This window comes from Caballeronia sp. DA-9, from assembly GCF_051615025.1.
Taxonomy (GTDB): Bacteria; Pseudomonadota; Gammaproteobacteria; order Burkholderiales; family Burkholderiaceae; genus Caballeronia; species Caballeronia sordidicola.
The window spans coordinates 184934-210145 of the sequence record NZ_CP195131.1; the positions used below are offsets into that span (position 1 = coordinate 184934).

At 59.8% G+C, this 25212-nt stretch carries 23 protein-coding genes; 15 read left to right on the plus strand and 8 right to left on the minus strand.

All coding sequences use genetic code 11. The annotated features are described in order from the left end of the window. Nucleotides 1-202: 202 nt before the first annotated feature. Both ACRWA7_RS00810 and ACRWA7_RS00815 read left to right on the plus strand, forming a co-directional pair. A complete protein-coding gene (locus ACRWA7_RS00810; protein WP_438390659.1) occupies nt 203-1984 on the plus strand; it encodes a RecQ family ATP-dependent DNA helicase in 1782 nt (593 codons plus the stop codon). A 39-nt stretch (nt 1985-2023) separates the two neighbouring features. After that, nucleotides 2024-2560, plus strand: a complete 537-nt coding sequence (locus ACRWA7_RS00815) for a cupin domain-containing protein (protein ID WP_438390660.1) — start codon at nt 2024-2026, stop codon at nt 2558-2560. A 3-nt stretch (nt 2561-2563) separates the two neighbouring features. Here the strand turns inward: ACRWA7_RS00815 and ACRWA7_RS00820 are convergent, their stop codons facing one another. The 6 genes from ACRWA7_RS00820 to ACRWA7_RS00845 form a co-directional block, all read right to left on the minus strand. After that, nucleotides 2564-3598 carry an NAD(P)-dependent alcohol dehydrogenase gene (locus ACRWA7_RS00820; RefSeq protein WP_438390661.1) on the minus strand — a complete coding sequence of 345 codons (1035 nt, stop codon included), beginning with the start codon at nt 3596-3598 and terminating at the stop codon, nt 2564-2566. Nucleotides 3599-3639: 41 nt separating this feature from the next. Further along, nucleotides 3640-4383: an SDR family oxidoreductase gene (locus ACRWA7_RS00825; RefSeq protein ID WP_438390662.1), complete on the minus strand. Its 744-nt coding sequence runs from the start codon at nt 4381-4383 to the stop codon at nt 3640-3642. A gap of 7 nt (nt 4384-4390) precedes the next feature. Further along, the gene (locus ACRWA7_RS00830; RefSeq protein ID WP_438390663.1) at nt 4391-5371 is read right to left on the minus strand and encodes a sugar-binding transcriptional regulator; all 981 of its coding nucleotides are present in this window, start codon (nt 5369-5371) and stop codon (nt 4391-4393) included. Between the two features lie 73 nt (nt 5372-5444). Next, on the minus strand, nt 5445-6338 hold the full coding sequence (locus ACRWA7_RS00835) for a carbohydrate ABC transporter permease (RefSeq protein WP_438390664.1): 894 nt from the start codon (nt 6336-6338) through the stop codon (nt 5445-5447). After that, nucleotides 6335-7285: a carbohydrate ABC transporter permease gene (locus tag ACRWA7_RS00840; RefSeq protein ID WP_082850669.1), complete on the minus strand. Its 951-nt coding sequence runs from the start codon at nt 7283-7285 to the stop codon at nt 6335-6337. The genes ACRWA7_RS00835 and ACRWA7_RS00840 overlap by 4 nt, the downstream gene beginning before the upstream one ends. A 75-nt stretch (nt 7286-7360) precedes the next feature. Continuing rightward, on the minus strand, nt 7361-8713 hold the full coding sequence (locus ACRWA7_RS00845; protein WP_438390665.1) for an ABC transporter substrate-binding protein: 1353 nt from the start codon (nt 8711-8713) through the stop codon (nt 7361-7363). A 295-nt stretch (nt 8714-9008) separates the two neighbouring features. Between ACRWA7_RS00845 and ACRWA7_RS00850 the strand changes: the two genes are divergently transcribed. Beyond that, nucleotides 9009-10133: an ABC transporter ATP-binding protein gene (locus ACRWA7_RS00850; RefSeq protein WP_438390666.1), complete on the plus strand. Its 1125-nt coding sequence runs from the start codon at nt 9009-9011 to the stop codon at nt 10131-10133. An 88-nt stretch (nt 10134-10221) separates the two neighbouring features. Here ACRWA7_RS00850 and ACRWA7_RS00855 read toward each other — a convergent pair whose 3' ends face one another. Continuing rightward, complete coding sequence (locus ACRWA7_RS00855; RefSeq protein ID WP_438390667.1) at nt 10222-12240, minus strand: hypothetical protein; 2019 nt, start codon at nt 12238-12240, stop codon at nt 10222-10224. On the opposite strand from ACRWA7_RS00855, the gene ACRWA7_RS00860 reads away from it, so the two are divergent. The 9 genes from ACRWA7_RS00860 (at nt 12239) to speB (ending at nt 20222) form a co-directional block, all read left to right on the plus strand. Then, nucleotides 12239-12574, plus strand: coding sequence for a hypothetical protein (locus ACRWA7_RS00860; RefSeq protein WP_438390668.1), 336 nt, complete (start codon nt 12239-12241; stop codon nt 12572-12574). The two genes, ACRWA7_RS00855 and ACRWA7_RS00860, sit on opposite strands and share 2 nt — an antisense overlap. A 1067-nt stretch (nt 12575-13641) precedes the next feature. After that, nucleotides 13642-14499 (plus strand): transporter substrate-binding domain-containing protein, encoded by an 858-nt coding sequence (locus ACRWA7_RS00865; protein ID WP_438390669.1) that lies wholly within the window; start codon nt 13642-13644, stop codon nt 14497-14499. Between the two features lie 15 nt (nt 14500-14514). Then, a complete protein-coding gene (locus ACRWA7_RS00870; RefSeq protein ID WP_060859114.1) occupies nt 14515-15177 on the plus strand; it encodes an amino acid ABC transporter permease in 663 nt (220 codons plus the stop codon). Nucleotides 15178-15184: 7 nt separating this feature from the next. After that, nucleotides 15185-15838: an amino acid ABC transporter permease gene (locus tag ACRWA7_RS00875; RefSeq protein WP_438390670.1), complete on the plus strand. Its 654-nt coding sequence runs from the start codon at nt 15185-15187 to the stop codon at nt 15836-15838. Further along, a complete protein-coding gene (locus ACRWA7_RS00880; protein ID WP_438390671.1) occupies nt 15835-16638 on the plus strand; it encodes an amino acid ABC transporter ATP-binding protein in 804 nt (267 codons plus the stop codon). Before ACRWA7_RS00875 ends, ACRWA7_RS00880 begins: the two co-directional genes overlap by 4 nt. Next, nucleotides 16638-17885 (plus strand): M20 family metallo-hydrolase, encoded by a 1248-nt coding sequence (locus ACRWA7_RS00885; RefSeq protein ID WP_438390672.1) that lies wholly within the window; start codon nt 16638-16640, stop codon nt 17883-17885. Before ACRWA7_RS00880 ends, ACRWA7_RS00885 begins: the two co-directional genes overlap by 1 nt. 25 nt (nt 17886-17910) lie before the next feature. Next, nucleotides 17911-18603, plus strand: a complete 693-nt coding sequence (locus tag ACRWA7_RS00890) for a DUF1989 domain-containing protein (protein WP_438390673.1) — start codon at nt 17911-17913, stop codon at nt 18601-18603. A gap of 148 nt (nt 18604-18751) precedes the next feature. Next, the gene (locus tag ACRWA7_RS00895; protein WP_438391019.1) at nt 18752-19273 is read left to right on the plus strand and encodes a helix-turn-helix domain-containing protein; all 522 of its coding nucleotides are present in this window, start codon (nt 18752-18754) and stop codon (nt 19271-19273) included. A 10-nt stretch (nt 19274-19283) separates the two neighbouring features. Beyond that, complete coding sequence (gene speB / locus ACRWA7_RS00900; RefSeq protein WP_438390674.1) at nt 19284-20222, plus strand: agmatinase; 939 nt, start codon at nt 19284-19286, stop codon at nt 20220-20222. Nucleotides 20223-20402: 180 nt separating this feature from the next. Here speB and ACRWA7_RS00905 read toward each other — a convergent pair whose 3' ends face one another. Beyond that, complete coding sequence (locus ACRWA7_RS00905; protein WP_438390675.1) at nt 20403-21710, minus strand: MFS transporter; 1308 nt, start codon at nt 21708-21710, stop codon at nt 20403-20405. 165 nt (nt 21711-21875) lie between these two features. Between ACRWA7_RS00905 and ACRWA7_RS00910 the strand changes: the two genes are divergently transcribed. From ACRWA7_RS00910 to ACRWA7_RS00920, 3 genes are read left to right on the plus strand one after another with little or no spacing between them, the layout of a single operon-like run. Next, nucleotides 21876-22619, plus strand: coding sequence for a GntR family transcriptional regulator (locus ACRWA7_RS00910; protein ID WP_060856543.1), 744 nt, complete (start codon nt 21876-21878; stop codon nt 22617-22619). Between the two features lie 36 nt (nt 22620-22655). After that, on the plus strand, nt 22656-24332 hold the full coding sequence (gene mdcA, locus ACRWA7_RS00915; protein ID WP_438390676.1) for a malonate decarboxylase subunit alpha: 1677 nt from the start codon (nt 22656-22658) through the stop codon (nt 24330-24332). Between the two features lie 5 nt (nt 24333-24337). Then, entirely contained in the window at nt 24338-25195 is an 858-nt protein-coding gene (locus ACRWA7_RS00920) for a triphosphoribosyl-dephospho-CoA synthase (RefSeq protein ID WP_438390677.1), read from the plus strand. Nucleotides 25196-25212 lie beyond the last annotated feature (17 nt).

Genomic DNA, 25212 nt, shown 5'->3' on the forward strand with positions numbered 1-25212 from the left:
CTTCGTGTCCTGTTTTGTGGGTGGGCCGCGCCCGGTTTTTGAATTCACCGATACGCGATGAAGGCGAAGTGTAAGTTTCATTAATGAAAGCAATATGACAGCTAACAGCATCCAATTTGGAAGCGAATATATGAGGCGGCATCGGGTTTGCTAAATGCTTTAGGGAAAGGCAGACCGTTTCCTCCACCACCGCAGGCATCCCGTGACGACCGAGACAAAGCTGGATAAACCCCTCAGCGAACTCCTTCAAGGCACGCTGAAAAAACGCTTGAACGCTTCGTTGCGAGATGTCTTTGGTCTCGATGCACTGCGACCCGGCCAGGAGCAGGTCATACGCAGCGTCATGGACGGCCGCGACACGCTCGCCGTCATGCCAACGGGGGCCGGCAAGTCGCTGTGCTACCAGCTTCCGGCGTTGCAGCTTGGCGGCTTGACGCTCGTGGTGTCGCCGCTCATATCGCTGATGAAGGATCAATCGGACAAGCTGCGCGAATCCGGCATTGCGGCCGTTGCGCTGCACAGCGGGCTTTCGGCTGAGGAGGAACGGCAGGCGATTCGCGATATCGATTCAGGCGACAGCCGCTTCTTGTTCCTGACGCCCGAGCGGCTGGCGAAGGCCGATTTCGTCGAGATGCTCAACGAGCGCGACAAGGACGGCAAGCCCGAAGTCCAGTTGATCGTGATCGACGAGGCGCATTGCATATCGCAATGGGGCCATGACTTCCGTCCGGCTTTCGTGGAAATGCTGCAATCCATCAAGGCGCTCGGCAGGCCGCCCGTTCTGGCGCTTACGGCAACCGCCACGCCCGCGGTCGTCGCGGACATTCTGCGCGAACTCGATATGAAAGACGCGCAGGTCATCAACACCGGGGTGTATCGCGACAACCTGCGGTTCGCGGTCGAACAGTTGACCAATCCGCGAGAGAAACGAACGCGCTTGCTCGAACGGATCGCGGCGCTGGATGGCACGGGCATTGTCTATTGCTCGACGGTTGCGGAATGCAACGCGGTTCATGTGGAACTCGTGGAAGCGGGGATAGAAGCCGAGCGGTACAACGGCAGGATGTCCGCTTCGGAGCGCACGGCCGCGCAAGATGCGTTCATGGAAAACCGCTGCCGTGTGATGGTGGCGACCAATGCATTCGGCATGGGTATCGACAAGCCTGACATTCGTTTTGTCATTCATCATCAGATGCCGGGCAGCCTCGAAGCCTACTATCAGGAGGCGGGGCGAGCGGGACGCGACGGCGGCGAGGCGCACTGCATTCTGTTGTTCGAATTGAAGGACAAGCAGGTGCAGCAGTTCTTTCTGAGCGGCCGGTATCCGGGCGCCGAGACACTCGCGCGTTGTGCCGACGCCTTGCGCCGGCTCGCGCGTGAGAGCGAACGCAAGACCATCCATGCACCTGTGGACGCATTGCACGAAGCACTGCCGGACATTGGCGTGAACAAGCTGCGAACGATATTGTCGGTGCTGCAGGACATGCGGATACTGCGACGCACGAGCAAGGGCGCCGTGACCGTTCTGAGTGACGGCGTGCCGCATGACATGGAGGAGGCCGCTCAACGCTTTACCGCGATGGCGGCGCATGATCGCGAAGTGCTGGAGCGAATGATCGGTTACGCGCAAAGCGGCCAATGCAGATGGCGCATCCTGCTCGATTATTTTCACGCCCATCTCGATGCGGCGCGTTTGCATGGCTCGACATCCAGCATGCCCGATGAACTCGATGGCGGCGTCTGCTGCAAATGCGACAACTGTGTTTCACCGCCTACGGTCATGCCAAGCCCGCGCGAACTGCAGCAGCCTGCGTCAACACCCGGGCGCGCCGTCAAAACGTGGCATCCCGGCGATGCGGTTCAGGTGCGCAAGTACGGCGCCGGCAAAGTGGAACTCGTGAGCGGCGACCGCGTTGCCGTTTCATTTCCAGACGGCGAAACCAGGACATTCATTGCACGCTATGTAAAGGCCGCGCGTTCGTGAATGCGTTGTCTTTACCGACCCTCGAATCAAGGAGTTTTCATGAAACACGATCGTGAATCGACGCTTCATCCGGCAGACGTTTCGTATGAGGCGCTCAGGCTCGCGCCGCGTGAATGGGTGCCGAACAACAGCCGCTTGCCGGTGCTGATCTACCGGCGTGCGCTCGATCCATCGACGAAAGATCTCGGCAAGACCTTCGAGGCGCTGTTCACGCGCAACGAATGGCCGCCGCAGTGGCGCGACAGCATTTTCGATTACCACCATTTTCATTCCACGGCGCATGAAGCGCTCGCGGTGATATCGGGGAAAGGGAACGTGATTATCGGCGGTCCGGGCGGCGACGTGATCTCGTTCGAAGCCGGCGACGTGGTGCTGCTTCCAGCCGGAACGGGCCATTGTCTTCAATCGACGGAAGGACGCTTTCAAGTTGTCGGCGCGTACCCGGAAGGGCAGCAATGGGACATCCGGCGCGACGCTTTGTCGAAGGAAGAAATCGCTGCAATGGAAGCGTTGCCGTTTCCACGCAGCGACCCCGTATCGGGAAGCGAAGGTCCGTTACTCGTTCAATGGAAGTGACGCCTACTCCATGACGATCTGAACCTTGACGTCGGACGGATTGCCGCTCGCCGCTTCTTCGAAGGCCTTGATGCCGTCCGCGAATGCGAACGAGCGCGAGATGAACGGCTTCACATCAAGCCGGCCCGACGCGATCAACTGGATGGCGCGCGGGAACATGTTGGCGTAGCGGAACACCGATTCCAAACGCGCTTCCTTGATCTGCACGGCGACTATATCGATAGGAACCGGATGCTGCGGCATGCCTACCAGAACGATGCAGCCGCCCGGGCACAGCAGGTCGACAATGCCATCGAACGCCTTTTCGTTGCCGCTTGCTTCGAAGACAATGTTAGCGCCCCAGCCGCCGGTGAGTTCGGCGACGACGTCCTTGACCTTGCGATCGCGAATATTCACGGCGGTCACGCCCTGCACGCCGCCTATCAATTCAAGTTTCTCCGGCACGAGGTCGCACACGATCGCGCGGCTGCAACCGCCGGCAAGAGCCGCCAGCGCACACATCATTCCAATTGTGCCCGCGCCGAGAATAACGGCTACATCCCCCGGTTTTATCTTCGCCTTGGTCGCGGCCTGCATGCCGATAGCCAGGGGTTCGACGATGGCGCCCTCGCCAAAGCTCACGTTGTCGGGCAACTTGAACGTGAACGCCGCGGGATGCACCACGAACGGCGTGAGGCATCCATGAACCGGCGGCGTTGCCCAGAAGCGCACGCTCGGGTCGAGGTTATACATGCCCTCGCGCGAGGCGCGTGATTCCATATCGGGTACGCCCGGCTCCATGCAGACGCGATCACCCGCTTTCAGATGCGTGACTTCGTCGCCGATCTGGATCACCGTGCCCGCCGCTTCGTGCCCGAGCACCATGGGTTCGTTCACGACAAACGGTCCAATGCGGCCATGCTGATAATAGTGAATGTCGCTGCCGCAAATGCCGACCGTATTGATCTGGATGCGCACGTCGCGCGGCCCCACGGCTTGCGGCAACGTGAACGGACGCAAGCTGATGCGCCGCGCTTCTTCAAGAACCAGTGCTTCCATGATTGAAGCCCTCTGCAAAGGGGTAACGTGGATAAAAAACTTCAGCCGGCTTGAAAACCGCCGTCCAGTGCAAGGCTTACGCCATTGACCATGCTTGAATCGTCGCTGAGCAAATACGCGATCGTGCGCGCCGCTTCTTCGGGCTGTACGAATCGACGCAATGGAATACGGGCCAGCATGGAATTCGACCTGGCGGGTTCGCTCCAGACTTTTTCCGCCATAGGCGTGAGCGTGACAACCGGATTGACCGTGTTCACGCGGATGCCGTGCACGCCGAGTTCGACCGCCATCACGCGGCTCAGTGCATCGAGCGCGGCCTTCGATGCGCAATACGAAGCGTGCAAGGGTGTTCCGACTTGCGCCGCGATGCTCGACACATTCACAATCGCGCCGCCCTTCCCTCTGGCGATCATGCTGCGTGCGCATTCCTGGGCGACGACCATTGCGGCGCGAACGTTGACGGCCATGGTGCGATCGAACGATTCCGTGGTCGCGTCGAGGAAGGGCTCGAGATCGACAATGCCCGCGCAGTTCACGAGCAAATCCACCGGCTGCGCTTCGCGTGCCGCTTTCAATGCCACTGCCGCGTCTTCCAGATCGACTGCAACCGTCTTGCAATCGATCAGCGCGCTCAACGCATCCAGATCGGCTTGCGACCGGCTCAGCGCGACCACGTACGCGCCGCGCTCCGCCATCAGACGCGCGCTCGCGTAGCCAATGCCTTTGCCCGCGCCGGTGATCAGCACCGTCCTGCCTTCAAACTCGCGATTACGATCCACGTTCATGATCTTCTCAAGGTTCATCGCAGAGACGGCGCGCGGTCTCTTCGTCTGTCACCAGCACCGACGGATAACGCCCGCGCAACGCGGCGCGCGTGACCGCAAATTTTTTCGCGCCGCCGCTTACCAGCACCACGCGGCGGATCTTGCGCAGGTCTTCAAGCGTGATTGCAACCGTGCGGCGGTTCAGCGGATGATCGATAGCCTCGCCATCCGCGTCCATGAAGTGCCCGAGCATGTCGCCCACCGCGCCCGCTTTTTCAAGCGCGCGCACCTGTTCGGGATCGTTGACGCCATAGGTCACCACGAGCGATTCCGTCAGATCGCCGCAGGTCAGCAATGCCAGATCCGACTGGCGCGCGCGCTCATAGGTCTCGCGTACCGCGTCTTCCTGCAACAGCATGTCGCGCACTTTCTGGCTGCTCACGTAAATAGGCGCCGCGAACAGGAAACCGTCCGCCTGGCACAGGTTCGCGAAGTCCGAGACAATATCGAACGTGTTGATGCTCGGGCAATGCGACAGCCCGCCTTGCAGCGACACCGCCGATACCGGCCCGTAGGCGCGTTGCGGCAACGCGCGCAACACAGCGCGGATCGTGCGTCCCCAGCCAAGGCCGATGGCCTGCCCGGCCGCGATCTGACGCGCGAGATAGTTCGCGCCACCAATCCCGATCGCAGCCATGTTCGCTTCGTTATTGGCGCCGGTCGGAACCACGACCGCGGCTTCCAGGCCGAAGCGTTTGGTGAGCGCTTCTTCGAGCGCGACACACGGCGCGAGCCGGCTGTTGATGGTGATCTGCACCATGCCGGATTCGCGGCTCGCGGCGAGCAGCCGGTTCACGCGCACGCGATTGCTGCCAATGCGCTGCGCAATCTCCTGTTGCGTGAGGTTGCCGACGTAGTAGTGCCACGCCACGCGCGCCTGCAACTCCTCTTCGGTATCCACAGAGGGTTCGGCGAGCGCGGTGACGGCGGGCGGTGCGGACTTGTTCATGTGCGTGATGGGTTTCGATAAGGACGGCGCGATGGTAATCCACCCATGCTTGCACCGCCCTGCACGGCACCTTTCATTTCACCGCGCCCATGGTCAGCCCCTGCACGAGCCGGCCCGATACCGCCAGCGCGAAGACGACCATCGGCAGCACGATCAGCGTGCCGGTCGCCATGATTTCGCCCCACGGCAATTCGTATCCGCTCATGTAGCTCGTCGCTGCAACGGGAGAGGTGATGGCGTCGGTACGCGTGAGCACCAGCGCATACAGCAAGTCGTTCCATGAAAAGATGAATGCGAAGATCGCGGAGACCACAATGCCGGGCATGGCCAGCGGCAAGTTGATGCGCCAGAAAATGCGCCACGGCGAAGCACCGTCGAGACGCGCGGCTTCGTCGAGTTCGACCGGGATATTGCGGAACTGATCCGTGCAGATCCATACGACAATCGGCAGCGAGAATGTGAGGTAAAGCAGGATCAGCACGAGATGCGTATCGACAAGATCGAGCTTCGTTGCGATCAGGAAGAACGGCACCGCCAGCACGACAGGACTCACCATGCGGTTCGATATGAACCAGAACCAGAGGTCTTCCTTGCCGCGAAATTCGAAGCGAGCAAGCGCATACGCCGCGGGCGTGCCGAGCAGGATGGAGAGGAACGTCGCGCTGCTTGCGACAATCAACGAGTTCAGCAGACTCGCCGCGACATCATGCTCGAAGAGCGCGTCAGTGTAATGCGCGAGCGTCGGCGTGAAGACCCACACCGGCGGCACCGCGAGTGCGTCGGCCTGGCTCTTGAGGCTCGTCGTGACCATCCAGTAGAACGGAAACACGGACGTGAGGAACACGATCAGCAAGCCGATCACATGCCATACCGTTGCACGACGCCGTGCATTCCTGGCGCGTCGGGCGCGCGACGAAAGCGGCGCGATGGCTGCGGTGTCCGCCGTCGATGATGTGGATGTGCTCACACGGCCTCCCGATAAACAAAACGAATGTAGAGCCGCGACAACACGATCGTGAGGATCAGCAGCAGCACCGCCTGGGCGGACGCCATGCCTTGATCGAAGAGACGGAACGCGACGCGCTGGATATAGATGCTGATGAACTCGGTCGCGGTGCCGGGGCCGCCGCGTGTCATGGTGAACACTGCATCGAACATCTTGAGCATGTCGGCGGAACGCAGGATCAGGATGGCGGTGAGTCCCGGCAACAGATACGGCCGCTGCAAATGCCACAGGATCTTGCTCCACTTCGGCGTTTCCAGGCGCGCGGCTTCTTCCGCTTCTGTCGGCACCATGGCGAGACCGGCCAACAGGATCAGCGCGCAGAACGGCGTCCATTGCCAGATGTCCATGATCATCACGGAGACGAATGCGAGCGTTGGGTCAGCCAGCCAGTCGAGCGGCGCAATGCCGAAGAAGCTCAGCAAATAGTTGACCACGCCGAACTGCCGGTTGAAGATCAGGCGGCCGATCAGTCCAACGACCGCATACGTGGTCGCCATTGGAATCACGAGGCCGACGCGCGCCGCAACACGCAGCCACGGCAATGCCGTGCGATGCAGCATCAATGCAGCAAACAGGCCGAACGCAATCTCGATGGGCAAGGTCAGGCAGAGGAATAACACAGTGCGCCCGAGCGCGCCCCAGAACGATGGATCAGTAAGCGTGGCGACGTAGTTGCCCAGACCGACAAACGGTGTGCCGGAAGCCAGGTCCGCGAGCTTGTACTGATGAAACGAGTTGTAGACCGCGAGCAGCAGCGGATAGATGCCGATGATCGCCAGCGCAGCGACGGCAGGAAACAAGAACCAGAACGCGGGCGAACGCGGCACGAAGCGAAAACGCGCGCGCGGGGGCGGACGCGAGGATGGACGCGTTACGCCTGTCGCTGGTGGAACCGTGGTCTTGAGCATGAAGCGTCTCCGCGGGGTGGCCGGGTACAGCTTTAGTGAAGCAAGGCATCGCACCTGCGATACCTCGCTCGGTGCTTACTTGAGCAAAGGCTTCTTGCCGTCGTAGTAACCCGCCTTCTTCAATATGTCTTCCGTCTTCGTGCCAATGGTCTGCGCACCGTCCTTCACCGACACCTGGCCAAGCATGATCTTGCTGCCCCACTCGCCGATCACTTCGGACACAGCAGGCCATTCCGGGAAACGCGGCCGGTAGTCAGGCACCCCGCCTTGCCACGACTCCACCATGGGCTTAACGAACGGATACTTGCTCTGCACGTCCGCTTCCTTGTAGACCGCGGTGCGGCCGCTGACACCGCCCGCATCCAGATACGGTCTGGCCATTTCTTCGGACGTGATCCACTGGATGAACAACCACGAGGCCGCCTGCTTCTTCGCATTCGACTTCGCATTCACCGCGAGCGAAAATCCGCCAAGCGCGGGCTTGAGTCCGGCCGGACCTTTTGGCTCGGTTGTGATCGCAAGACAATTGCCGATCTTGGATTTGCTGGGATCGGTGAGGGTCGGGTAGAACGCGGACCATTCCGTGATCATTGCAACCTGCCCTTGCGCAAGCGCGTTCACGGCCTCCGCATGGTCATAGTCCACAATGCCCGGCGGCATGTACTTCATCAGCTTTTGCCGATACTCGAGGCCCGCCTGCGATTGCTGCGACATCAGGTTCGACTTGAACTTCGCATCGAGCAACGAGCCGCCGTTGGGCCACAGCATGCGCATGAAACTGTCTGCGGATTGCGTTTCGCCGCGCCGCGATTGCAGCGCGTACGCGAACTGGTTCTTGTCGGGCTTGGTCAGCTTCGGCGCGTAGACGTTGAGCAATTCGTCCCATGTCTTCGGCGGTTCGCTGAAACCCGCGTCCTTCAACATGCATTTGTTGTAGAACATCAGGCCCGAGTAGTTATCGAACGGAAGACCGTAAGTGGTCTTGTCCCACGTTCCGAACGAATCCAGAAGAATGGGAAAGAAGCCCGGCAGGTTCAGCTTGGGGTCCGCGAGCTTGGGGTTGTCCGTGAACGTCTTGATGGGCACGAGCCACTTGTTGCTCGCAAATTCGCCGATCCAGACCACGTCGACCAGCACCACGTCCTGGTCGCCGCCGCCCACGAAATTGAGCACCTGCTTTTCACGGGTGTTCTCGTAAGGGATAACCTCAGTGCGCACCTTGATGCCGGTTTCTTTCTCGAACTGGGGAATCAATTTCGATGCCGCCTTGTAACCTGGCCGGTCAAGAAAGATAGCCTTGATGGTCGTGCCGGAATAAGGCTCGGCAGCTTCCTTCAGCGTCCACGCCGACGCATTCGATACCGTTAGCAAGGATGCCGTAACGCCCAGCAGCGCGAACGCCGCCACCTGTGTGCATTGCTTCTTCATGCCTGTCTCCTGGGTAGTTCTTTTTAAAATGCCCAAAGCGCTCAAGGCCGGTTGAGCCGTTCAAGCGTGCTGAAGGTCCGACTTGTGCTGCGTTCCTGCCTACGGTCTTCACGCGGTTTCACCACCGTCGTTTCACTTGTAATTTCAGTTTTACAATTGTATATTTGGACGCGAACAGGTTGTCAAGAACAAATTCGACAAGCACCGCTTGCTGCGTTGCAAGGCAGGACCGCTGCAACGCGCGTAACATTGCTCGAGTCCAATCCTCGGTATCGGGCATCTGCAGGAGACACGCATGAGTGCAGTTCAATTGCATCAGATCCGCAAGGCGTTTGCCGGCATGGAGGTGCTGAAGAGCGTCGACATTGAAGTGACCGACCGCGAATTCATGGTGTTCGTCGGCCCTTCCGGGTGCGGCAAGTCCACATTGCTGCGCACCATTGCCGGCCTTGAACGCAGCGACTCGGGGCAAGTACTGATTGGCGGGGAAGACGTCACGGAGCTCGAACCGTCGCAACGCGGCGTGGCGATGGTGTTTCAGTCATACGCGTTGTATCCGCATATGTCGGTGTACGAAAACATTGCGTTCGGACTGCGGATGATCAAGCTGCCCGAAGCGCAGATCAAGGAGCGTGTGCAGCGCGCCGCGCAAATTCTTCAGATCGAGCAATTGCTCGACCGCAAGCCGCGCGCATTGTCGGGTGGCCAGCGCCAGCGGGTTGCAATCGGACGATCGATCGTGCGCGAACCCAAGGTGTTTCTTTTCGACGAACCCTTGTCCAATCTCGACGCCGCATTGCGCGTGCAGATGCGGCTTGAGTTGATCAAGCTGCATAAGCAGCTCAATGCAACCATGATCTACGTGACGCACGACCAGACCGAAGCCATGACCATGGCTGACCGGATTGTGGTGTTGAATCACGGTAAGGTCGAACAGGTCGGCTCACCGCTCGAGCTTTATAGATCGCCGGTGAACCGCTTCGTTGCCGGGTTTATCGGATCGCCGAAGATGAATTTCCTGCCCGCGAAGGTTCAGCGCGCCGACGCCATGGGGGTAACGATCGGGTTGCCCGGAGGCGCGTCTATTGCGTTGCCGTTCGCAGCAGATGGTGTAAAAGCCGACGACACGCTGAGCTTCGGGATTCGCCCGGAGCATCTGATGGAGACGCCCGCAAGCGGCGCGGAAGGGAAGCTGACGGGTACGGTAATGGTGGTCGAGCACCTTGGCGGGGAAACCTTGCTGCATGTGAACCTGGATGGAGACGTTCTGATCCAGGTGAAAGGCTCAGGAGAATCGACAGCGGCTGACGGGCACTCCATCGACGCAGGTTTCAACCTGCGCCACACGCATCTGTTCCGGGAAAATGGCGAAGCGCTGAAGCGGCTGCGGACGGTGACAGCAAACACGGCAACGGTTTGAGCAAGCGCTTGCGGGAATAAAAAAACGCGAGGCTCCGACCTGCCGGAAGCCTCGCGTTATGCCCTGCCTATATGCCGCTATCTATCGATCAGTTCCTGATCAAACTCAGATAGTTACCGCTCGGATACGCCGTGTTCAACCACGTCGACAGACGGTTCACCTGCGTCTTGTCGATGCCTTCGCCCAGCATCTGCGGAATCTGGTTCCACGTCCACGTCGGGAAGTTCTCCGTCGTGCCGCCCGATACCGTCCCGTGAACATAGCCAATCGCGCACAGGCTGCGCATGCTCCAGCCGCACGTCGTCTCGCCCGCCACCGCATTGGCCGCCCCCTCGCGCTGCCACGTGGTGATGTTGAAGCTCGTCGTGGTGTCCATCCAGTTCGACAGGAACGCGTTGACCACCGCCTGCTCCGTGGCCGGGCTCGTGCCCTTCCAGACGCCGTTCTGACCGCCGTTCCAGACATCGAGCGGGCTGCTGTCGCGAATGGTCCAGCCGCGCGTGACATCGGTTACGCCCACGCCGTTATCCATTTCCTGTGCGCCCTTGAGCACGTAGAGGAAGTTGCGGATCGGCTCCGGCCGCCCGCTGCTTTGCAGCAGGTTGTTGAGCAGGCCGTACGCGTATTGCCAGTCGGTCGGCAGGTGCACGTTGTGTGCGCCCGAACCCGGATTGAGCAGGATCTGCAGGTAGTACCACTGGTTGGCCTTCACGTAATGCGCCACCGCGCTGCCGAACATGCTGTTGTCGGCCGGAAAACCCTGGATGTGCGGCGACACGTTGAAGACGAAGCGCCAGTATCCGCACCAGCCGCGCTTTTCCGCCTTGGGCGCATTCTCCTTGGTGACCCACGCGGTCGGGCAGTTCGTTTCCAGCGAGAAATCCTGCGCAAGCTCCCACGACTTCATCAACTGCCACTGCGCGGTCCCGTACAGGTTCTTCTGCTGCGCAATCGTATAGCTGCCGCTCACGCCTTCGTTCGGTGGCGTGAACCGCTCGCCCAGTTCGCTGCCCCAGTAATAGAGGTCGTTGAAGATGTCGCCGGTCTTGCCTTGCGCGTAGCTCGTGCCGCCGTTGGCAAGCTGGGTGCGCATGTTGTAGGTGGATGAACCCGTGCCCTCGCCCGCGTAATCCTTGTTCAGGTTGCTGTTCGTGAAGTAATCGCCCCAGGCGTCTTTCGGGTGAATGCGCGGCACCCAGTGATTCCAGTCGGGTAACTGGAAGCCAATGGGAATTTCGCGCAGATTGATTTGCCCCTTGGTCGATATCGCCGCTTTATTGACGCCACTTGGGAATATCGTGGCGAGTGTATCGAGGTCATTTTCCGATACCGCATCAATACCCGCGCCACAGGTCCAGTCGCTCACCGGCGCGCTATCCAGGCCCGGGCCCGGCTGATAGGGCGGATTCCACGGACGGCATTTCGGTCCGGGCGTGGGATTGGTGCTCGCCAGGCTCCGGATATAGCTCGCGATCTGCAAGCCCTGATTCTGCGACAGGCCGTGATATTCGCTTCGAACGACAATCGAGTTATTCGAGTAATTGAACTTGAACAAGTCGTTTCCGCTCGCGCTGTGGCAGTCCATGCAATGCGCCTTGAGTTGCTTGCCCGAATTGATGGGCGAATCGATCAGCGTGGCGCTTTGCCATAACTTCTGACCGGCGGCAATATCGGCGGTGTTTGGAAGCGGCGCGCTCCATTTGGTCGGATCGTCTTGCGTGAAATTGCTGTCGGCAATCAGCGCATTGCCCGCTGCATCGAGCAGGTTGAATGACAGCACGCGATAACCCGAACTCACGCCATCGGTGGTATTGAAACGGAAATTGATGACATTGCTGCCGTTGATCGCGCCCGATATAGGCACGTTCAGCTTGATGGTGTCGTAGCCGCCGCCAATGCCGCCGTACAGTTTTGCGTTGCCCAGTACGGTCACGTTTGCGTTCGTGAGGTCGATCCATTTGCCGCCGTTGATCTGGATGGAGCCCTTGGCGTCGTAGGAGAGGTTGTTCACGCGCAGGGTCAGCGTGGTTGCCGACGCGCCGGCGGGGACCGGTAGCGTGGTGGTGACCACCACGCCGCTGCCCGCGCCCATGACTTCGAGCGGCATGACGATGGCGCCCGCGGTCGAAGTAGCCGGTGCTGTAGCGGCTGGCGGGGTAGTGGCCGGCGTCGTGGGCGTAGTCGTCGCCGGAGGGGTGGTCGATGCTGGAGGCGTGGTCGTTGCCGGAGGCCTGCGCCTGCGCGCAGCCGCCATCACGCTGCTGTCGTTGGCGGTCACCTCGCTGGCCGAATCAGGGGTTGCACTGGCTACCGCTGCTGCTGTGCTGCTCGTTCCTGCTGCGGTACTGGAACTGTCACCTCCGCCGCATGCGCTCAACACTGCGCCGGACGTGAGACAAATTAGGAATGTCTTATTGAGTTTTATCATTATTTATGATTAGCGGAAAAGATTGGAAACCTCACGAAAAAGTCGGTGAGGCTTGACGTCTTCAGAAGAAGCATGATTTCCGCGGAAACGAACACTTACATGCTACGAACAGCGGTGAGCGGGATTAACGTATACAAAACCACCGTTAATCAACCGCTCGACTCATTCATCAGATTAATTAGTACTGAAGGGCGCGACTTACTGACGTGGCCGTCTTAAGGCCAGCGAGTTTCGACATAGGCTCAATCTCCACATTCGAAGTGGTCGGGATTCAAATCGGACGTGATGCGAGACGCGCGGCAATCCACTGAACGAGCGACTCGAAATGGATATAACCTTGATACGCCGCTACACTATAAGTATTTGTTCAAACGATGAAAATATAATTCGATATTCGGTAAGAATCACTCGATCAAATTAATTCAAAAATCGTTGCATCTCATGCATGGATCAGACCGATCATTGCGCGCGATATCAAAATCCATGCAATTCGGCAACTTATATATGAACCATTGATGACGACAGGGATTTCTAATGCACAGTATCGCGTCTCAAATTCGGCGGATCTATATAAGCCTTTGCGGCGGAATTCTAAACGTATCGAAATGATTACTCGAACGCAAGAGTGTGACATTTTGTGAGATTTTCATTACGATCTCATTCTTCTGATTTAATAAAATTTAGGGTCATTACTAAATCGAACAAGAGGAAATTAGTATGGAGATTGGCGGAAAAGCCAGCTTCATGACTACTGAAGCCGTGCCAGAGCGACGTGCGACATTGATCTCCACTAGCTGCACGCCCCCATTAAAAACTCAAAACAAATACCTCAGACAATTCAGGCACACAAATTCCGCCCCGGCTTCAACGCATTCCCGATGTTTCCCTATGTTGTGCATTGCAAGCACTTTGCCGGTGCCTGAAAGCTTTTCGGATCCCACTTCGGTGCACATGCGCTGCATCGAAACGCGGCACAACACGCGACTTCCCATGGCATACTTCATGCATAGTGAATTAAATTCAAGTAACTTGAATATAATTCACTAACCCATCATGGCGGCGAGACCGCACGGGAGCATCATGCATAAGCCATTTCGTACGTTTGTCTTGTCGATGACCGGCGCGCTTGCGCTGTTTGCGTCGATTCCCGGGTTCGCGCAAGGCAATGACCTGCTTGCGCGCGTAAAGGCAAACAAGGAGATAACGGTCGGCACCGAGGCGCGTTATGCGCCGTTCGAATCCATCGAAAACGGCAAGATCGTGGGGTACGACGCGGACCTGCTGCAGTACGTATTGAAGTCGCTGCCTGACGTAAAGCTGAAGCAACTCGATCTCCCCTTCCAGGGTTTGCTGCCCGGCCTCGACGCCAAGCGCTTCGACATGGTGATCACCGCCGTCACCGTGAACAAGGATCGTGCGAGCCATTTCGCTTTCACGCTGCCAATCGCCGACGCCACCGCGGGCGTGCTCGTGCGTTCGAACGAAGCATCGATCAAATCGCCGAATGACCTGAACGGCAAGATCGTCGGCTCGCAGACGGGTTCGGCTCAATTGCAGGCACTCATGGCGCTCGATAAAAGCCTCAAGGCCGCGGGCGGTCCGGGCATCAAGCAGATCAAGCAATACGTCGCCTTCGACGAAGCGTATGCCGACCTTGCGGTCGGTCGTCTGGATGCGGTCGCGCAGTCGGTCGCAAACCTTGGACCTTTGCTGAAATCGCGTCCGGGTGTGTTCACCGTGCTGCCGCAGAGCATTGGACCCAAGAGCTACTTTGCATGGGTGGCGCGCAAGGACGCTGACAGCGCGGCATTGCTGAAGCTCGTTAGCGAGAGCATCGCTCGTGCGAACCAGGACGGCACCATGAAGACGCTGCAAATGAAGTGGTTCGGCACGACCATGGACGTACCGTCGGACGCGGTTCCCGAACCATCGATGTAATCAGTCTTCGCCGACATGAACCCACCCGATCTCCTCGCGCGCGGCGCAAGCTACTTGCCGCAACTGCTGGATGGCGCGATCACCACGCTGTGGCTTTCCGCTGTCGCGGTGGCGTGCGGTTTTTTCGCGGGCATCTTTATCTACATGATGTCGGCGAGCCAGAGCCGGACGCTTTCCGCAGCCGCGCGTGCTTACGTGAGCCTGTTTCGCGGCACGCCGGTGCTCGCGCAACTGCTCGTGTTCTATTACGTGCCGTCCGGTCTCGGCTGGGCAATTCCCGGCGTGGTCGCGGCGGCGATCGGGTTATCGATGAACACGGCCGCCTATCAGTCGCAGATTCTCGGCACAGGTTTCGCCGCCATTGCACGCGGGCAAATCGAGGCGGCGCAGACCTTCAATCTCACGCGGCGCCAGACGTTATGGCACATCGAGATTCCCCAGGTCGTCACGTTGACGCTGCCGGCGCTGGTCTCGGAGATGATCGATATCGTCAAGGCGTCGGCGGTGGTCTCGGTGATTTCGGTGACCGACCTGATGCGTGTCGGGCAGCAACTGTCCTCGGTCAGCTATCGGCCGCTCGAAGTCTATACGCTCGCGGCGTGCTTTTACCTGGCGATCACGTCATTGCTTTCCCTGGCCGGACGCGGGATCGAACGGCGCATGGCGCGGCGGGCATGAAACCATCATGAACAGCTTCCTCGCGCTCACTCCACGCTTTGCGGACGCCATCCTCGTCACGCTCGAAGTCAGCTTGCTGGCGGCCCTCATTGGCGCGCTGGGCGGCTTCGCCCTGAACGCGTTGCGCATACGGTATGCGCGCTGGCTCGGCCTGCCTTATCGCGTGTATGTGTGGCTCGTTCGCGGAACGCCCTATCTTTCGCAACTGGTGATCGTCTACTTCGGCTTGCCCGTCATCGGCATCACGATGACCGCCGTGCAGGCGACCATTGTGTCGCTCGCGGTGTATTCCGCCGCGTATTTCGCGGAGATTTTCCGCGCGGGCTGGGCCAGCATTCCGCGCGGCCACATGGAAGCGGCGCGCGCGTTCGGGATTGGCCGATGGCCGGCGTTTCGAAGCATCGAATTGCCTCAGGCCGTGGCCTTCGCCTTACCCTTGCTTGCGAACCAGACCATTCTCGTCATCAAGGAAAGCGCGGTTGCATCCATCATCACGGTGCCCGAACTGACAATGACCGCAAGCGATATTGTTTCGTCTACCTACACGTATATCGGCCCGTATGCGATGTTGATCATCTGCTACTGGCTCCTTACGCAATGTGTCGCCGTCAGTTTCAAGTGGGCGGCGGTGTTCATCGCATCTGCGCGAAAGACCTCATGAGCTCACTTCCCATTCTCGAACTTCGCGCCGTGGGTAAATCGTACGGCGCCAATCGTGTGCTCAAGGGCATCGACCTTAAAGTGCAGCGCGGCGAAATTGTCTCGCTGATTGGTCCCTCGGGTTCCGGCAAGACCACAGCGCTGCGCTGCATGAACTTCCTCGAAGCCTACGATGAAGGCGAGGTGTGGATCAAAGGCCAGTTGCTGGGTTATAGATCAGCGGGGCGCGCCGAACGTGACCGCGATAGTGAAAAGAGCATCGCGGAAGTGCGCCGGCCTGTCTCCATGGTCTTTCAGCAATTCAACCTGTGGCCGCACATGACGGTGCTCGGCAATGTGGCGGCGCCGCTGGTGTTGTCGAAGAAAGCGGGCAAGGCCGATGCCCGCAAACAGGCGCATGCGGCGCTCGAGCGCGTAGGCTTGGTGGAAAAGGCGAACGCGTATCCCGCGTCATTGAGCGGCGGACAGCAGCAGCGCGTGGGCATTGCCCGCGCGCTCGCGATAGAACCGGAAGTCATGCTGCTCGACGAACCTACCTCCGCGCTCGATCCCGAACTCGTGGAAGAAGTGCTTAGCGTGATCCGCTCGCTTGCGCACGACGGCATGACCATGGTGATGGTCACGCACGAGATGAGTTTTGCCGCCAAGATCTCGGATCACGTCGTGTTCATGGAAGCCGGAAAGATCGTTGAAGCAGGGCCGCCCGCGCAAATCTTCGGCAACACGCGCACGCCGCGCTTGCAACAGTTTCTCAAGCCATGGTTCGATCGCAGCCTGACACCAGTCGTGGGAGCCGAGTGATGCAGGACGACGCACTCAGCACAGCATCCAGCGTCAATGCAGCGCGTCTGCTTGATTCCATCCAGACGCTTGCGCGTTTCGGCGCGCGTGAGGACGGCGGCGTGGATCGGCCTGCGCTTTCTTCGATGGATATTGACGCGCGCCGCCACTTGATTGACCGTGCCCTTGCGCTTGGCTGCAGCGTGCGTACGGACGCGTGCGCGAACCTCTTCTTCCGTCGGGAGGGGCTGGAGAATCTGCCGCCGGTCATGACCGGCAGCCATATAGATACGCAACCCACCGGCGGAAAACTCGACGGCTGCTATGGCGTGCTCGCAGGCTTCGAATGCCTAGCCGCTTTGAACGATGCCAACATACGGACGCGCCGCCCGCTTGAAGTGGTTGCGTGGACCAACGAAGAAGGCACGCGTTTTCAACCCGGCGCGATGGGATCGAGTGCATTCACCGATCCCGTATTGATCGAACGCTACATGCAAGCAATGGACAGCGAAGGCACCACGCTTGCGGCTGCGCTCGCCGCGCATCGTGACGCGTTTCCTTCTCTTGCAACACGGCCCGTACAAGCGCAGGCGCATGCGTTTATGGAACTGCATATCGAGCAAGGACCGTTGCTCGAACTCGCCGATGTTCCTCTCGGCGTGGTCACGGGCATTCAGGGCGTGCGCTGGTACGCGGTGCACTGCAAGGGCGCGGCGGCGCATGCCGGCACCACGCCCATGCATGCCCGCCACGACGCCATGACGCTTGCGCTTGCGGTGCGCGCGGAGTTGTCGGCGCTTGCTCACGAGCTTGGGCGCGATGACACCCGCATCACGTTCGGCCGATGGACCGTGCTCCCGAACTCCATCAACACGATTGCATCGGACGTGACGTTCACCGTGGACTTCCGTCATCCGGACGCCTCTGTTCTTCATGCGTTCGACAAACAGCTGGACGCATGCGTAGAACGTCATGCGGTCTCGCGTGAAGTGCTGTTCGCCCATGCGCCGGTCGAATTCGCGCCCTCGATCATCCGGCGCGTGAAGGACGCATGCAACGCGCTAACAGCGCCTTCAATGAACATCACCTCTGGCGCGTTCCACGACGCCATGTATCTCGCGAAGCATTGTCCGAGCGCAATGCTCTTCGTCCCAAGTCGCGGCGGCATCAGCCATAACCCGGCGGAATCCACCGGCGACGATCACCTCGTTCTGGGTACGCGCGCGCTCGCGCACTGCCTGGTCCATCTCTGCAACGAAGCACCTTGAAACTTATACGACTGAAGGAGTCACCATGAGCACGCCGCACGTTGAACATCATCATGACAACAGCCACGAACTCGGCGAGAACGCCACGCTGCGCGAACCCATTTCCGCCGACGGCACGCCGGAGATCGGCAAGACCTATACGGTGCCAGCGCGCAACGGCCGCGCCGTTCGCGTGAAGGCGGGGCAGACGATCCGCATCATCAACACCCATGGCACGCAGGTCTGCGACACGTGGATCTTCAACGCGAATCACCTCGACGAATTCCTTTCGTTCGAGCACGCTCGCGCGTCGCTGGACAAGGTGATTCCGCAAGCCGGCGATCCGCTGATGACCAACCATCGGCGGCCGATTGCCGAACTCGTTGCCGATACGTCTCCAGGCGTTCACGATACGTTGATGGCGGCTTGCGATTTGTATCGATACAAGAATCTCGGCGTGCATGGGTATCACGACAACTGTGCCGACAACATGCGCATGGGGTTAAAAGCCATTGGCTTGCGCGCACGCGAAGTGCCGCAACCGTTCAACCTGTGGATGAACATTCCCATTAAGCCGGACTATTCCATCGAGTGGCTCGCGCCGGTATCGAAGGCAGGCGATCATGTGGACATCAAGGCGCTGATGGATTGTGTGGTGGTGATGTCGGCGTGTCCGCAGGATATTATTCCCATCAATGCGCTCAATCCGCTTGAAGTCGAATTCACGGTGCTGGCGTAGACCCTCCAACTTTTAGAAGAGCCTTCCGGTGGCCACGAAAATTCCCGCAGCACGCAAATCGGCCAACGCGCGCCAGAGCGCCGGCAAACCGGCAGAGGTGCAGCCCGATCCGGCTGCGGCGCTGGGCGTGCGTCTCAAGCACGCGCGCATGGTGAAGCAACTGACCCTGAAGGCGCTCGCGGAGCAGGCCGGCTGCTCGGAGAGCATGTTGTCCAAACTGGAAGGTGGTCATGCGCAGCCGTCGCTCGCAACGCTGCACAAGATTGCGCTGGCGTTGTCCACCAACGTGGGCGCGCTCGTGTCCGGGCCGGACATCAACACCTCGCCGGTGCAGCGTGCGAGCGAGCGCCCGACGACCGAGTTTCCATCGGCGGGAAAGCGGCTTTCTATCATGCTCGAGCGCGTGATCGTGCCGGCTGCCGGACAGTTGCTGCAAAGCGATATTCACGTGATCGAGCCGCTTGCAAGCAGCGACGAACAGATCAGCCACGCGGGCGAGGAACTTGGCTATGTGATCGAAGGCGAGTTCGAGCTGACACTTGGCGACGAATGTTATCTGCTGCATCCGGGCGACACATTCTATTTCCCCAGCACCGTGCCGCACAGTTACCGCAATCCGGGCGAGACGGTGACACGCGTGCTGTGGACCAATACACCGCCTACTTTCTGACGAGACCATCATGCCCGGCACTGATAGAAGCCAGATGGCGCTGCCGCGTTTCAGCGGCATTCCAACATTCATGCGTGTGCCGTATTGCACGAGTATCGATGAGCTCGATATCGTGCTGGCGGGCGTGCCCTTCGATGGCGGTGTCACGGCGCGTCCTGGTGCGCGCTTTGGTCCGCGCGAGATCCGCAACATGTCGAGCATGACGCGCGCCATCCATCATGTGACGCGTTTCAATCCCTTCGATGCATGCCGCGTCGGCGATATTGGCGATGTGCCTTTTACCGATCTCTTTCATCTCGAGCGTTCGCACGAAGACATCCGGCGCTTCTTCGAGCCCATTTTTGCGGCCGGCAAGATTGCGTTGAGTGCGGGCGGCGATCATTCGATTACTTATCCGATTTTCCAGGCGATGGCGCCGAAGGCGCCTATTGGCATGGTGCATATCGATGCTCATACCGATACGTGGGACAGTTTCAAGGGATCCAGATTCACGCATGGCGCGCCGTTTCGACGGGCGGTTGAAGCCGGTCTGCTTGACCCGAAGCGCACGATCCAGATTGGCATTCGCGGTGCGCAAAATTCGGATGAAGGATGGCGTTATTCGCTGGAAAGCGGCATGCGGGTGGTGTTTATTGAAGAGTTCGAGGCGCGCGGCGTGAGTGCGATCATTGAGGAAGCGCGCAAGGTCGTGGGGGATGGTCAAGCGTATCTTTCGCTTGATGTAGATGGGCTTGATCCGGTTTATACACCGGGGACGGGGACGCCGGAGATTGGTGGGCTGACAACGCGCGAGACGCAGGCGCTGCTGCGTGGGTTGGACGGTTTGAATTGGGTCGGAGGGGATGTGGTGGAAGTTTCACCACCGTACGATCCTAGCGGGAATACCGCACTTGTCGCCGCTACGCTTATGTATGAGATTCTTTGTTTGCTGGCGCGGCGGTTTGTTTGAGAGGGGTTTTCGTTTGCACTTGGGGGGCGGTGCGGACGGGGTCCTGCTTTTTAGCTCGTCGCGCGTTTTTTGTTCGTTGATATTTTTAGCGCTATTGGCCGCAGTGCTAAAAAGGACCAACGAACAGGGAACGCGCGAAGCCCTAAAAAGCAGGACCCCGCCCACGCCACCCCAGCCATATCAACCTGGCAAATCCTGCCCCTTCGTTTCAGGCGCAAACGGAATCACTGCCAAACCAATCAAAAACGCGACAGCAGTCAGTGCAATCGGCACGCCGAGCGTCTTCATGTGCAGTACCATCGCGCCGATGCCAAAATTCACAATAGCCCCAAAAAACCGTCCAATCGATGTACAGAACGCGAACGCCGTCGCTCTCACGCGGGTTTCAAACTGCTCCGGCAGCCACAAACTGAAAAGAGCAAAATTCCCGCCAAAAAACCCCAACACCACCAGCAAGGCAATAAACGGCACGAGCCCGTTCTCAAGATAAAAGGCCCAACCAAACGCCAGCACAATCGACACTGCCATCCCGATGAAATACACCGCAAGCGTAAGCCTACGCCCGATCTTCTCCGCCATCGGCGGCAACGCAAGACATCCAACAATCGTACCGATGGACAATAACCCCGTCGCAATCGACGCCATGCGCGCAGCTTCCGGCTTCGTCATGCCGGCCTTCGTCGCAAGCTGAATTACCGCCGAAGGCTCATACACCGCCCCTGCCCATAACCCAATAATCGCCACGGTCAGCAACACGGTCGCAACAATCGTCCGCTGCCGGTATTGCGCGGAAAAAATCGAACGCAACGAACTGGCCTGCTTGACTACCGTCGCCTCGACCTTCTGCCACTTGTCGGTTTCCTTCACGCGCAGCAACACGATGATCGACACAACGACCGGCACCACGCCGACCAGGAACATCGCGCGCCAGCCAAAGGTCGCGCCAATGGTGTAGTTCAGCGCCGCAGCAATAAAGAAGCCGGCGTAATAACCCGTCTGCAGATATCCGGCGCCCATCTTGCGCCGGTCTTCAGGCCAGGCCTCCGCCACATACGTACCCGCGAGCGCCCACTCTCCACCAATGCCCACGCCCGCCAGAAACCGGTAGATCCCCAGTTCCCAAACGCTATGCGAAGTCGCGGCAAGCCCGGTAAAAATCGCAAACGTGAAGATGGTCGCGGCCAGCACCTTGGTGCGCCCAAACCGGTCAGCGAGCGGCCCCCAAATGAACGACAAGCCCCATCCCACCAGAAACAGCGCAAACAGGATCGATCCAGCAAGGCCGACATTCGCAGGCGTGGCGGCATAGCCGGAACGAGGCAACAGTTCTGTCAGGGCCGGCGCCAACACCAGCGCGTAGATGAACGAGTCCATTCCGTCGAGCGTCCAGCCCGCCCACGCGCCCCAGAAACCCACGATCTGGGTCCGGTTCAGCGGCGTTCGCGTGCGCCGGGCGGCAGCGATCGATGGTTCCAGTGTGCGTGGCATGAATGTCTTCCTGGTTGAAAGCGACGCGCTCTAGTGCGTGGATCGGGCGTCTGCGGGTAAGCACCGGGTCTTGCATGAAGGCTTAAGGTGCGATTTCATATATAATATTTGAAATCGCGCGGATGACCACTCCGCACTTGTACCTAGCTTCGGTGAATAACGCGCATGAAAAATGAGTTGAGTCCGGCATTTCGCGAGGCGCAGTTCGAACCCCGTCAAAGCACGTCCCGTTACATTGCGGACGCGTTGCGTTCGGCGATCGTGGAAGGTACGTTGTTGCCGGGCGAGCCGCTGCGGCAGGACGCCATTGCCAGGCAGTTTTCAGTGAGCGCCATTCCCGTGCGCGAAGCGTTCCGGCAACTGGACAGCGAAGGCTGGGTCACCATCGAACAGAATCGGGGCGCATCGGTCAGCCTTCAATCGCCTGACGAGGCGCGCGAAATCTACGAGATTCGTGCATCGCTGGAAAGTCTGGCGATAGGCATCGCAATCGAGCGCCATACTGATGCAACGCTTGCCGAGGCGCGCGAACTGCTCGAAGCTGCTGCGAACGAACCTGATCCCGCGCTATATGTTGTGCGCAACGAGCAGTTTCATATGAGTCTGTATGCGCCCGCCGAACGCCCGCACCTGATGGAACTGATTGGCACCATGCACCGGAGGGGCGAGCGGTATCTGCGTCTCAAGTTCGGCATGCCCACGTTCAAGGGCCAGTCCGACGCCGAACACGAAGCCATTCTCCAGGCACTGCACGCTCGCGATACCGAAGCAGCACAGACACTGGTTGCACGTCATCTGCTCGCGACCGGCGAACTGGTTTATCGTTTCCTTCATGACGCGCAAAAGCAGGCACACGCCTCGCAGCCAAAGAAGCGCCGCCGCTCCTCCACTACAGCGAAGTCAGCGTAAGCGCCCGACTTCAAAAGACATACCCGAGGCCACCGCATGAATTCTTCCGAACACGCCGAAACCGCCCCAGCGCCGCGCCAATGGAACACGCGGGCGCTGGAGAAAGCGCGGCGACTGAAGGCAATCGAAGGCTGGCTCGATGGCGGCGTGCTGAAATCGGAACGCATTGTCGATGCACTGGAAACGCTGATTCAATCCAGCGACCGCGTCGCGCTGGAAGGCAACAATCAGAAGCAGGCGGATTTTCTTTCGCGTGCGTTCGCAAAGCTCGATCCGTCGCGCGTGCATGACGTGCATCTGTTGATATCGAGTATCAGCCGGCCGGAGCACCTGACGCTGTTCGAACGCGGGATCGCGCGCAAGGTGGACTTCTCGTTCGCCGGTCCACAGAGCCTGCGGGTCGCGCAATTGCTCGAGGACGGACAACTCGAAATTGGCGCGATTTATACGTACATCGAACTATATGCGCGTATGTTCATCGACCTGACGCCGCAGGTGGCGCTTGTATGCGCAGTGCAGGCCGACCGGCACGGCAATCTCTACACAGGTCCGAATACCGAAGACACGCCAACCATTGTAGAAGCGACGGCATTTCGTCATGGCATCGTGGTCGCGCAGGTGAACGAGATCGTCGATGAACTGCCGCGTGTCGACATCCCCGGCTCATGGGTCGATGTGGTCGTGCAGGCGGACCGGCCATTCGCGGTCGAGCCGTTGTTCACGCGCGATCCGCGTCATATCGGCGAATTGCAGATTCTCATGGCCATGATGACCCTGCGCGGCATTTACGAACGTTATGGCGTGCGGGCGTTGAATCACGGCATCGGTTTCGATACCGCCGCCATCGAACTGCTCCTGCCCACGTATGGCGCGGCGCACGGCCTCAAGGGCAAGATCTGCACGCACTGGGCGCTCAATCCGCATCCCACCTTGATTCCCGCCATCGAAAGCGGATGGGTGGAGAGCGTGCATTGCTTCGGCAGCGAAGTGGGAATGGAAGACTACATTGAAGCGCGATCCGACGTGTTCTTCACCGGACGCGATGGCAGCCTGCGCTCGAACCGCGTGCTGTGCCAGCTCGCCGGGCAATACGGCGTTGATCTGTTTATCGGCTCGACATTGCAGATGGACGCTGACGCGAATTCCTCGACGGTGACGCTCGGCCGTCTCGCCGGTTTTGGCGGCGCGCCAAACATGGGGCACGATCCGCGCGGACGCCGGCATTCGAGCGAAGCGTGGTTATCGTTGATGAAAAGCGACGGACCCAACAGCGCAATAAGCCGCGGCCATAAACTGGTCGTGCAGACCGCCGAGACGTTCAAGAAAGGCGGTGAGCCGACCATTGTCGACGCACTCGATGCCATCGCCGTCGGCAAGCAAAGCAACATGCCGATCGCGCCGGTGATGATCTACGGCGACGACGTGAGCCACGTGGTCACCGAGGAAGGGATCGCGTATCTGCACGCGGCAGAGGGCGTTGAGGAACGCCGTGCGGCGTTGCGGGCGGTGGCCGGCGTGACACCCATCGGCATGCGCGCCGACCCGGCCAAGACCGCGGAGTTGCGCCGGCGCGGCGTGGTGGCGTATCCGGAAGACCTCGGCATTCGGCGCGGCGAAGCGAAGCGCTCGCTGCTTGCGGCGCGCAGTATCGATGATCTGGTGGCGTGGTCCGGCGGCTTGTATCAGCCGCCCGCGAAATTTCGCGGCTGGTGAGCGCCATGCGCTGCGCTCAGGCTCTCATTGAAGACACCGTATGCGACCAGTCGGTGCTCGCCGACCTCGCAGTCAATGCGTTGATCGACGAAGCCTGCCTCACGCCAAAACCCGCGCTGGTGGATCGGCGTGGCAGCGGAGCGCATCGTGATCTCGACCTCAACACAATGCTGCGTTCCGCTCGTGCATTGCGGCCGACCTTTCTTGCACTGGCGCGTGCGTCGGTAAATACCGAACCGTCGCAACGATTGCGCGAGCAGCTTGCGCGTATCGGCCGCGAAGGCGAAGTCGCGATGCTGCGCGCAACAGGCGGCAGCAATGCGCATCGTGGCGCGATATGGATTGTCGGGCTGCTGGTTGCAGCAGCCGCGATGAACCCCGCCAGCGATCCGGAAACGCTGTGTTCGCAAGCCGCCGCAATCTCGCGCTTCGAGGATCGTTTTGCGCCTTCGTCCATTGCATCGACACATGGCGCTCGCGTCATTCAACGCTTTGGCGTTGCCGGTGCGCGAGGACAGGCGGCAGAAGGTTTTCCTCATGTGCTTCACGCCGGGTTGCCCGCCCTGCGCGATTCCCGCTCAAAAGGCGCCTCCGAAAACGACGCGCGGCTCGACGCGTTGGCGGCCATCATCGCCACGCTCGACGACACCTGTCTTCTGCATCGGGGCGGCCGCGTTGCTTTGGAAGCCGCGCAATCCGGCGCGCGCGAAGTATTGCAAGCAGGCGGCGCATCGCAACGTGAAGGCTACGCGGCGCTCCTGCGTCTCGACCGCAAGTTGCTGGAATTGAACGCGTCGCCCGGTGGCGCGGCGGACTTGCTCGCCGCGACGCTCTTTCTCGATACCCTTGCCTGCGTCGGCTGACGCTGAGAGATTCCGCC

Coding starts and splice junctions, on each gene's coding strand:
- ACRWA7_RS00815 (WP_438390660.1), top strand. CDS start 2,024: ATGAAACACGATCGTGAATCGACGCTTCATCCGGCAGACGTTTCGTAT.
- ACRWA7_RS00820 (WP_438390661.1), bottom strand. CDS start 3,598: ATGGAAGCACTGGTTCTTGAAGAAGCGCGGCGCATCAGCTTGCGTCCG.
- ACRWA7_RS00825 (WP_438390662.1), bottom strand. CDS start 4,383: ATGAACGTGGATCGTAATCGCGAGTTTGAAGGCAGGACGGTGCTGATC.
- ACRWA7_RS00830 (WP_438390663.1), bottom strand. CDS start 5,371: ATGAACAAGTCCGCACCGCCCGCCGTCACCGCGCTCGCCGAACCCTCT.
- ACRWA7_RS00840 (WP_082850669.1), bottom strand. CDS start 7,285: ATGCTCAAGACCACGGTTCCACCAGCGACAGGCGTAACGCGTCCATCC.
- ACRWA7_RS00845 (WP_438390665.1), bottom strand. CDS start 8,713: ATGAAGAAGCAATGCACACAGGTGGCGGCGTTCGCGCTGCTGGGCGTT.
- ACRWA7_RS00850 (WP_438390666.1), top strand. CDS start 9,009: ATGAGTGCAGTTCAATTGCATCAGATCCGCAAGGCGTTTGCCGGCATG.
- ACRWA7_RS00860 (WP_438390668.1), top strand. CDS start 12,239: ATGACGATGGCGCCCGCGGTCGAAGTAGCCGGTGCTGTAGCGGCTGGC.
- ACRWA7_RS00855 (WP_438390667.1), bottom strand. CDS start 12,240: ATGCCGCTCGAAGTCATGGGCGCGGGCAGCGGCGTGGTGGTCACCACC.
- ACRWA7_RS00865 (WP_438390669.1), top strand. CDS start 13,642: ATGCATAAGCCATTTCGTACGTTTGTCTTGTCGATGACCGGCGCGCTT.
- ACRWA7_RS00870 (WP_060859114.1), top strand. CDS start 14,515: ATGAACCCACCCGATCTCCTCGCGCGCGGCGCAAGCTACTTGCCGCAA.
- ACRWA7_RS00875 (WP_438390670.1), top strand. CDS start 15,185: ATGAACAGCTTCCTCGCGCTCACTCCACGCTTTGCGGACGCCATCCTC.
- ACRWA7_RS00880 (WP_438390671.1), top strand. CDS start 15,835: ATGAGCTCACTTCCCATTCTCGAACTTCGCGCCGTGGGTAAATCGTAC.
- ACRWA7_RS00885 (WP_438390672.1), top strand. CDS start 16,638: ATGCAGGACGACGCACTCAGCACAGCATCCAGCGTCAATGCAGCGCGT.
- ACRWA7_RS00890 (WP_438390673.1), top strand. CDS start 17,911: ATGAGCACGCCGCACGTTGAACATCATCATGACAACAGCCACGAACTC.
- ACRWA7_RS00895 (WP_438391019.1), top strand. CDS start 18,752: ATGGTGAAGCAACTGACCCTGAAGGCGCTCGCGGAGCAGGCCGGCTGC.
- speB (WP_438390674.1), top strand. CDS start 19,284: ATGCCCGGCACTGATAGAAGCCAGATGGCGCTGCCGCGTTTCAGCGGC.
- ACRWA7_RS00905 (WP_438390675.1), bottom strand. CDS start 21,710: ATGCCACGCACACTGGAACCATCGATCGCTGCCGCCCGGCGCACGCGA.
- ACRWA7_RS00910 (WP_060856543.1), top strand. CDS start 21,876: ATGAAAAATGAGTTGAGTCCGGCATTTCGCGAGGCGCAGTTCGAACCC.
- mdcA (WP_438390676.1), top strand. CDS start 22,656: ATGAATTCTTCCGAACACGCCGAAACCGCCCCAGCGCCGCGCCAATGG.
- ACRWA7_RS00920 (WP_438390677.1), top strand. CDS start 24,338: ATGCGCTGCGCTCAGGCTCTCATTGAAGACACCGTATGCGACCAGTCG.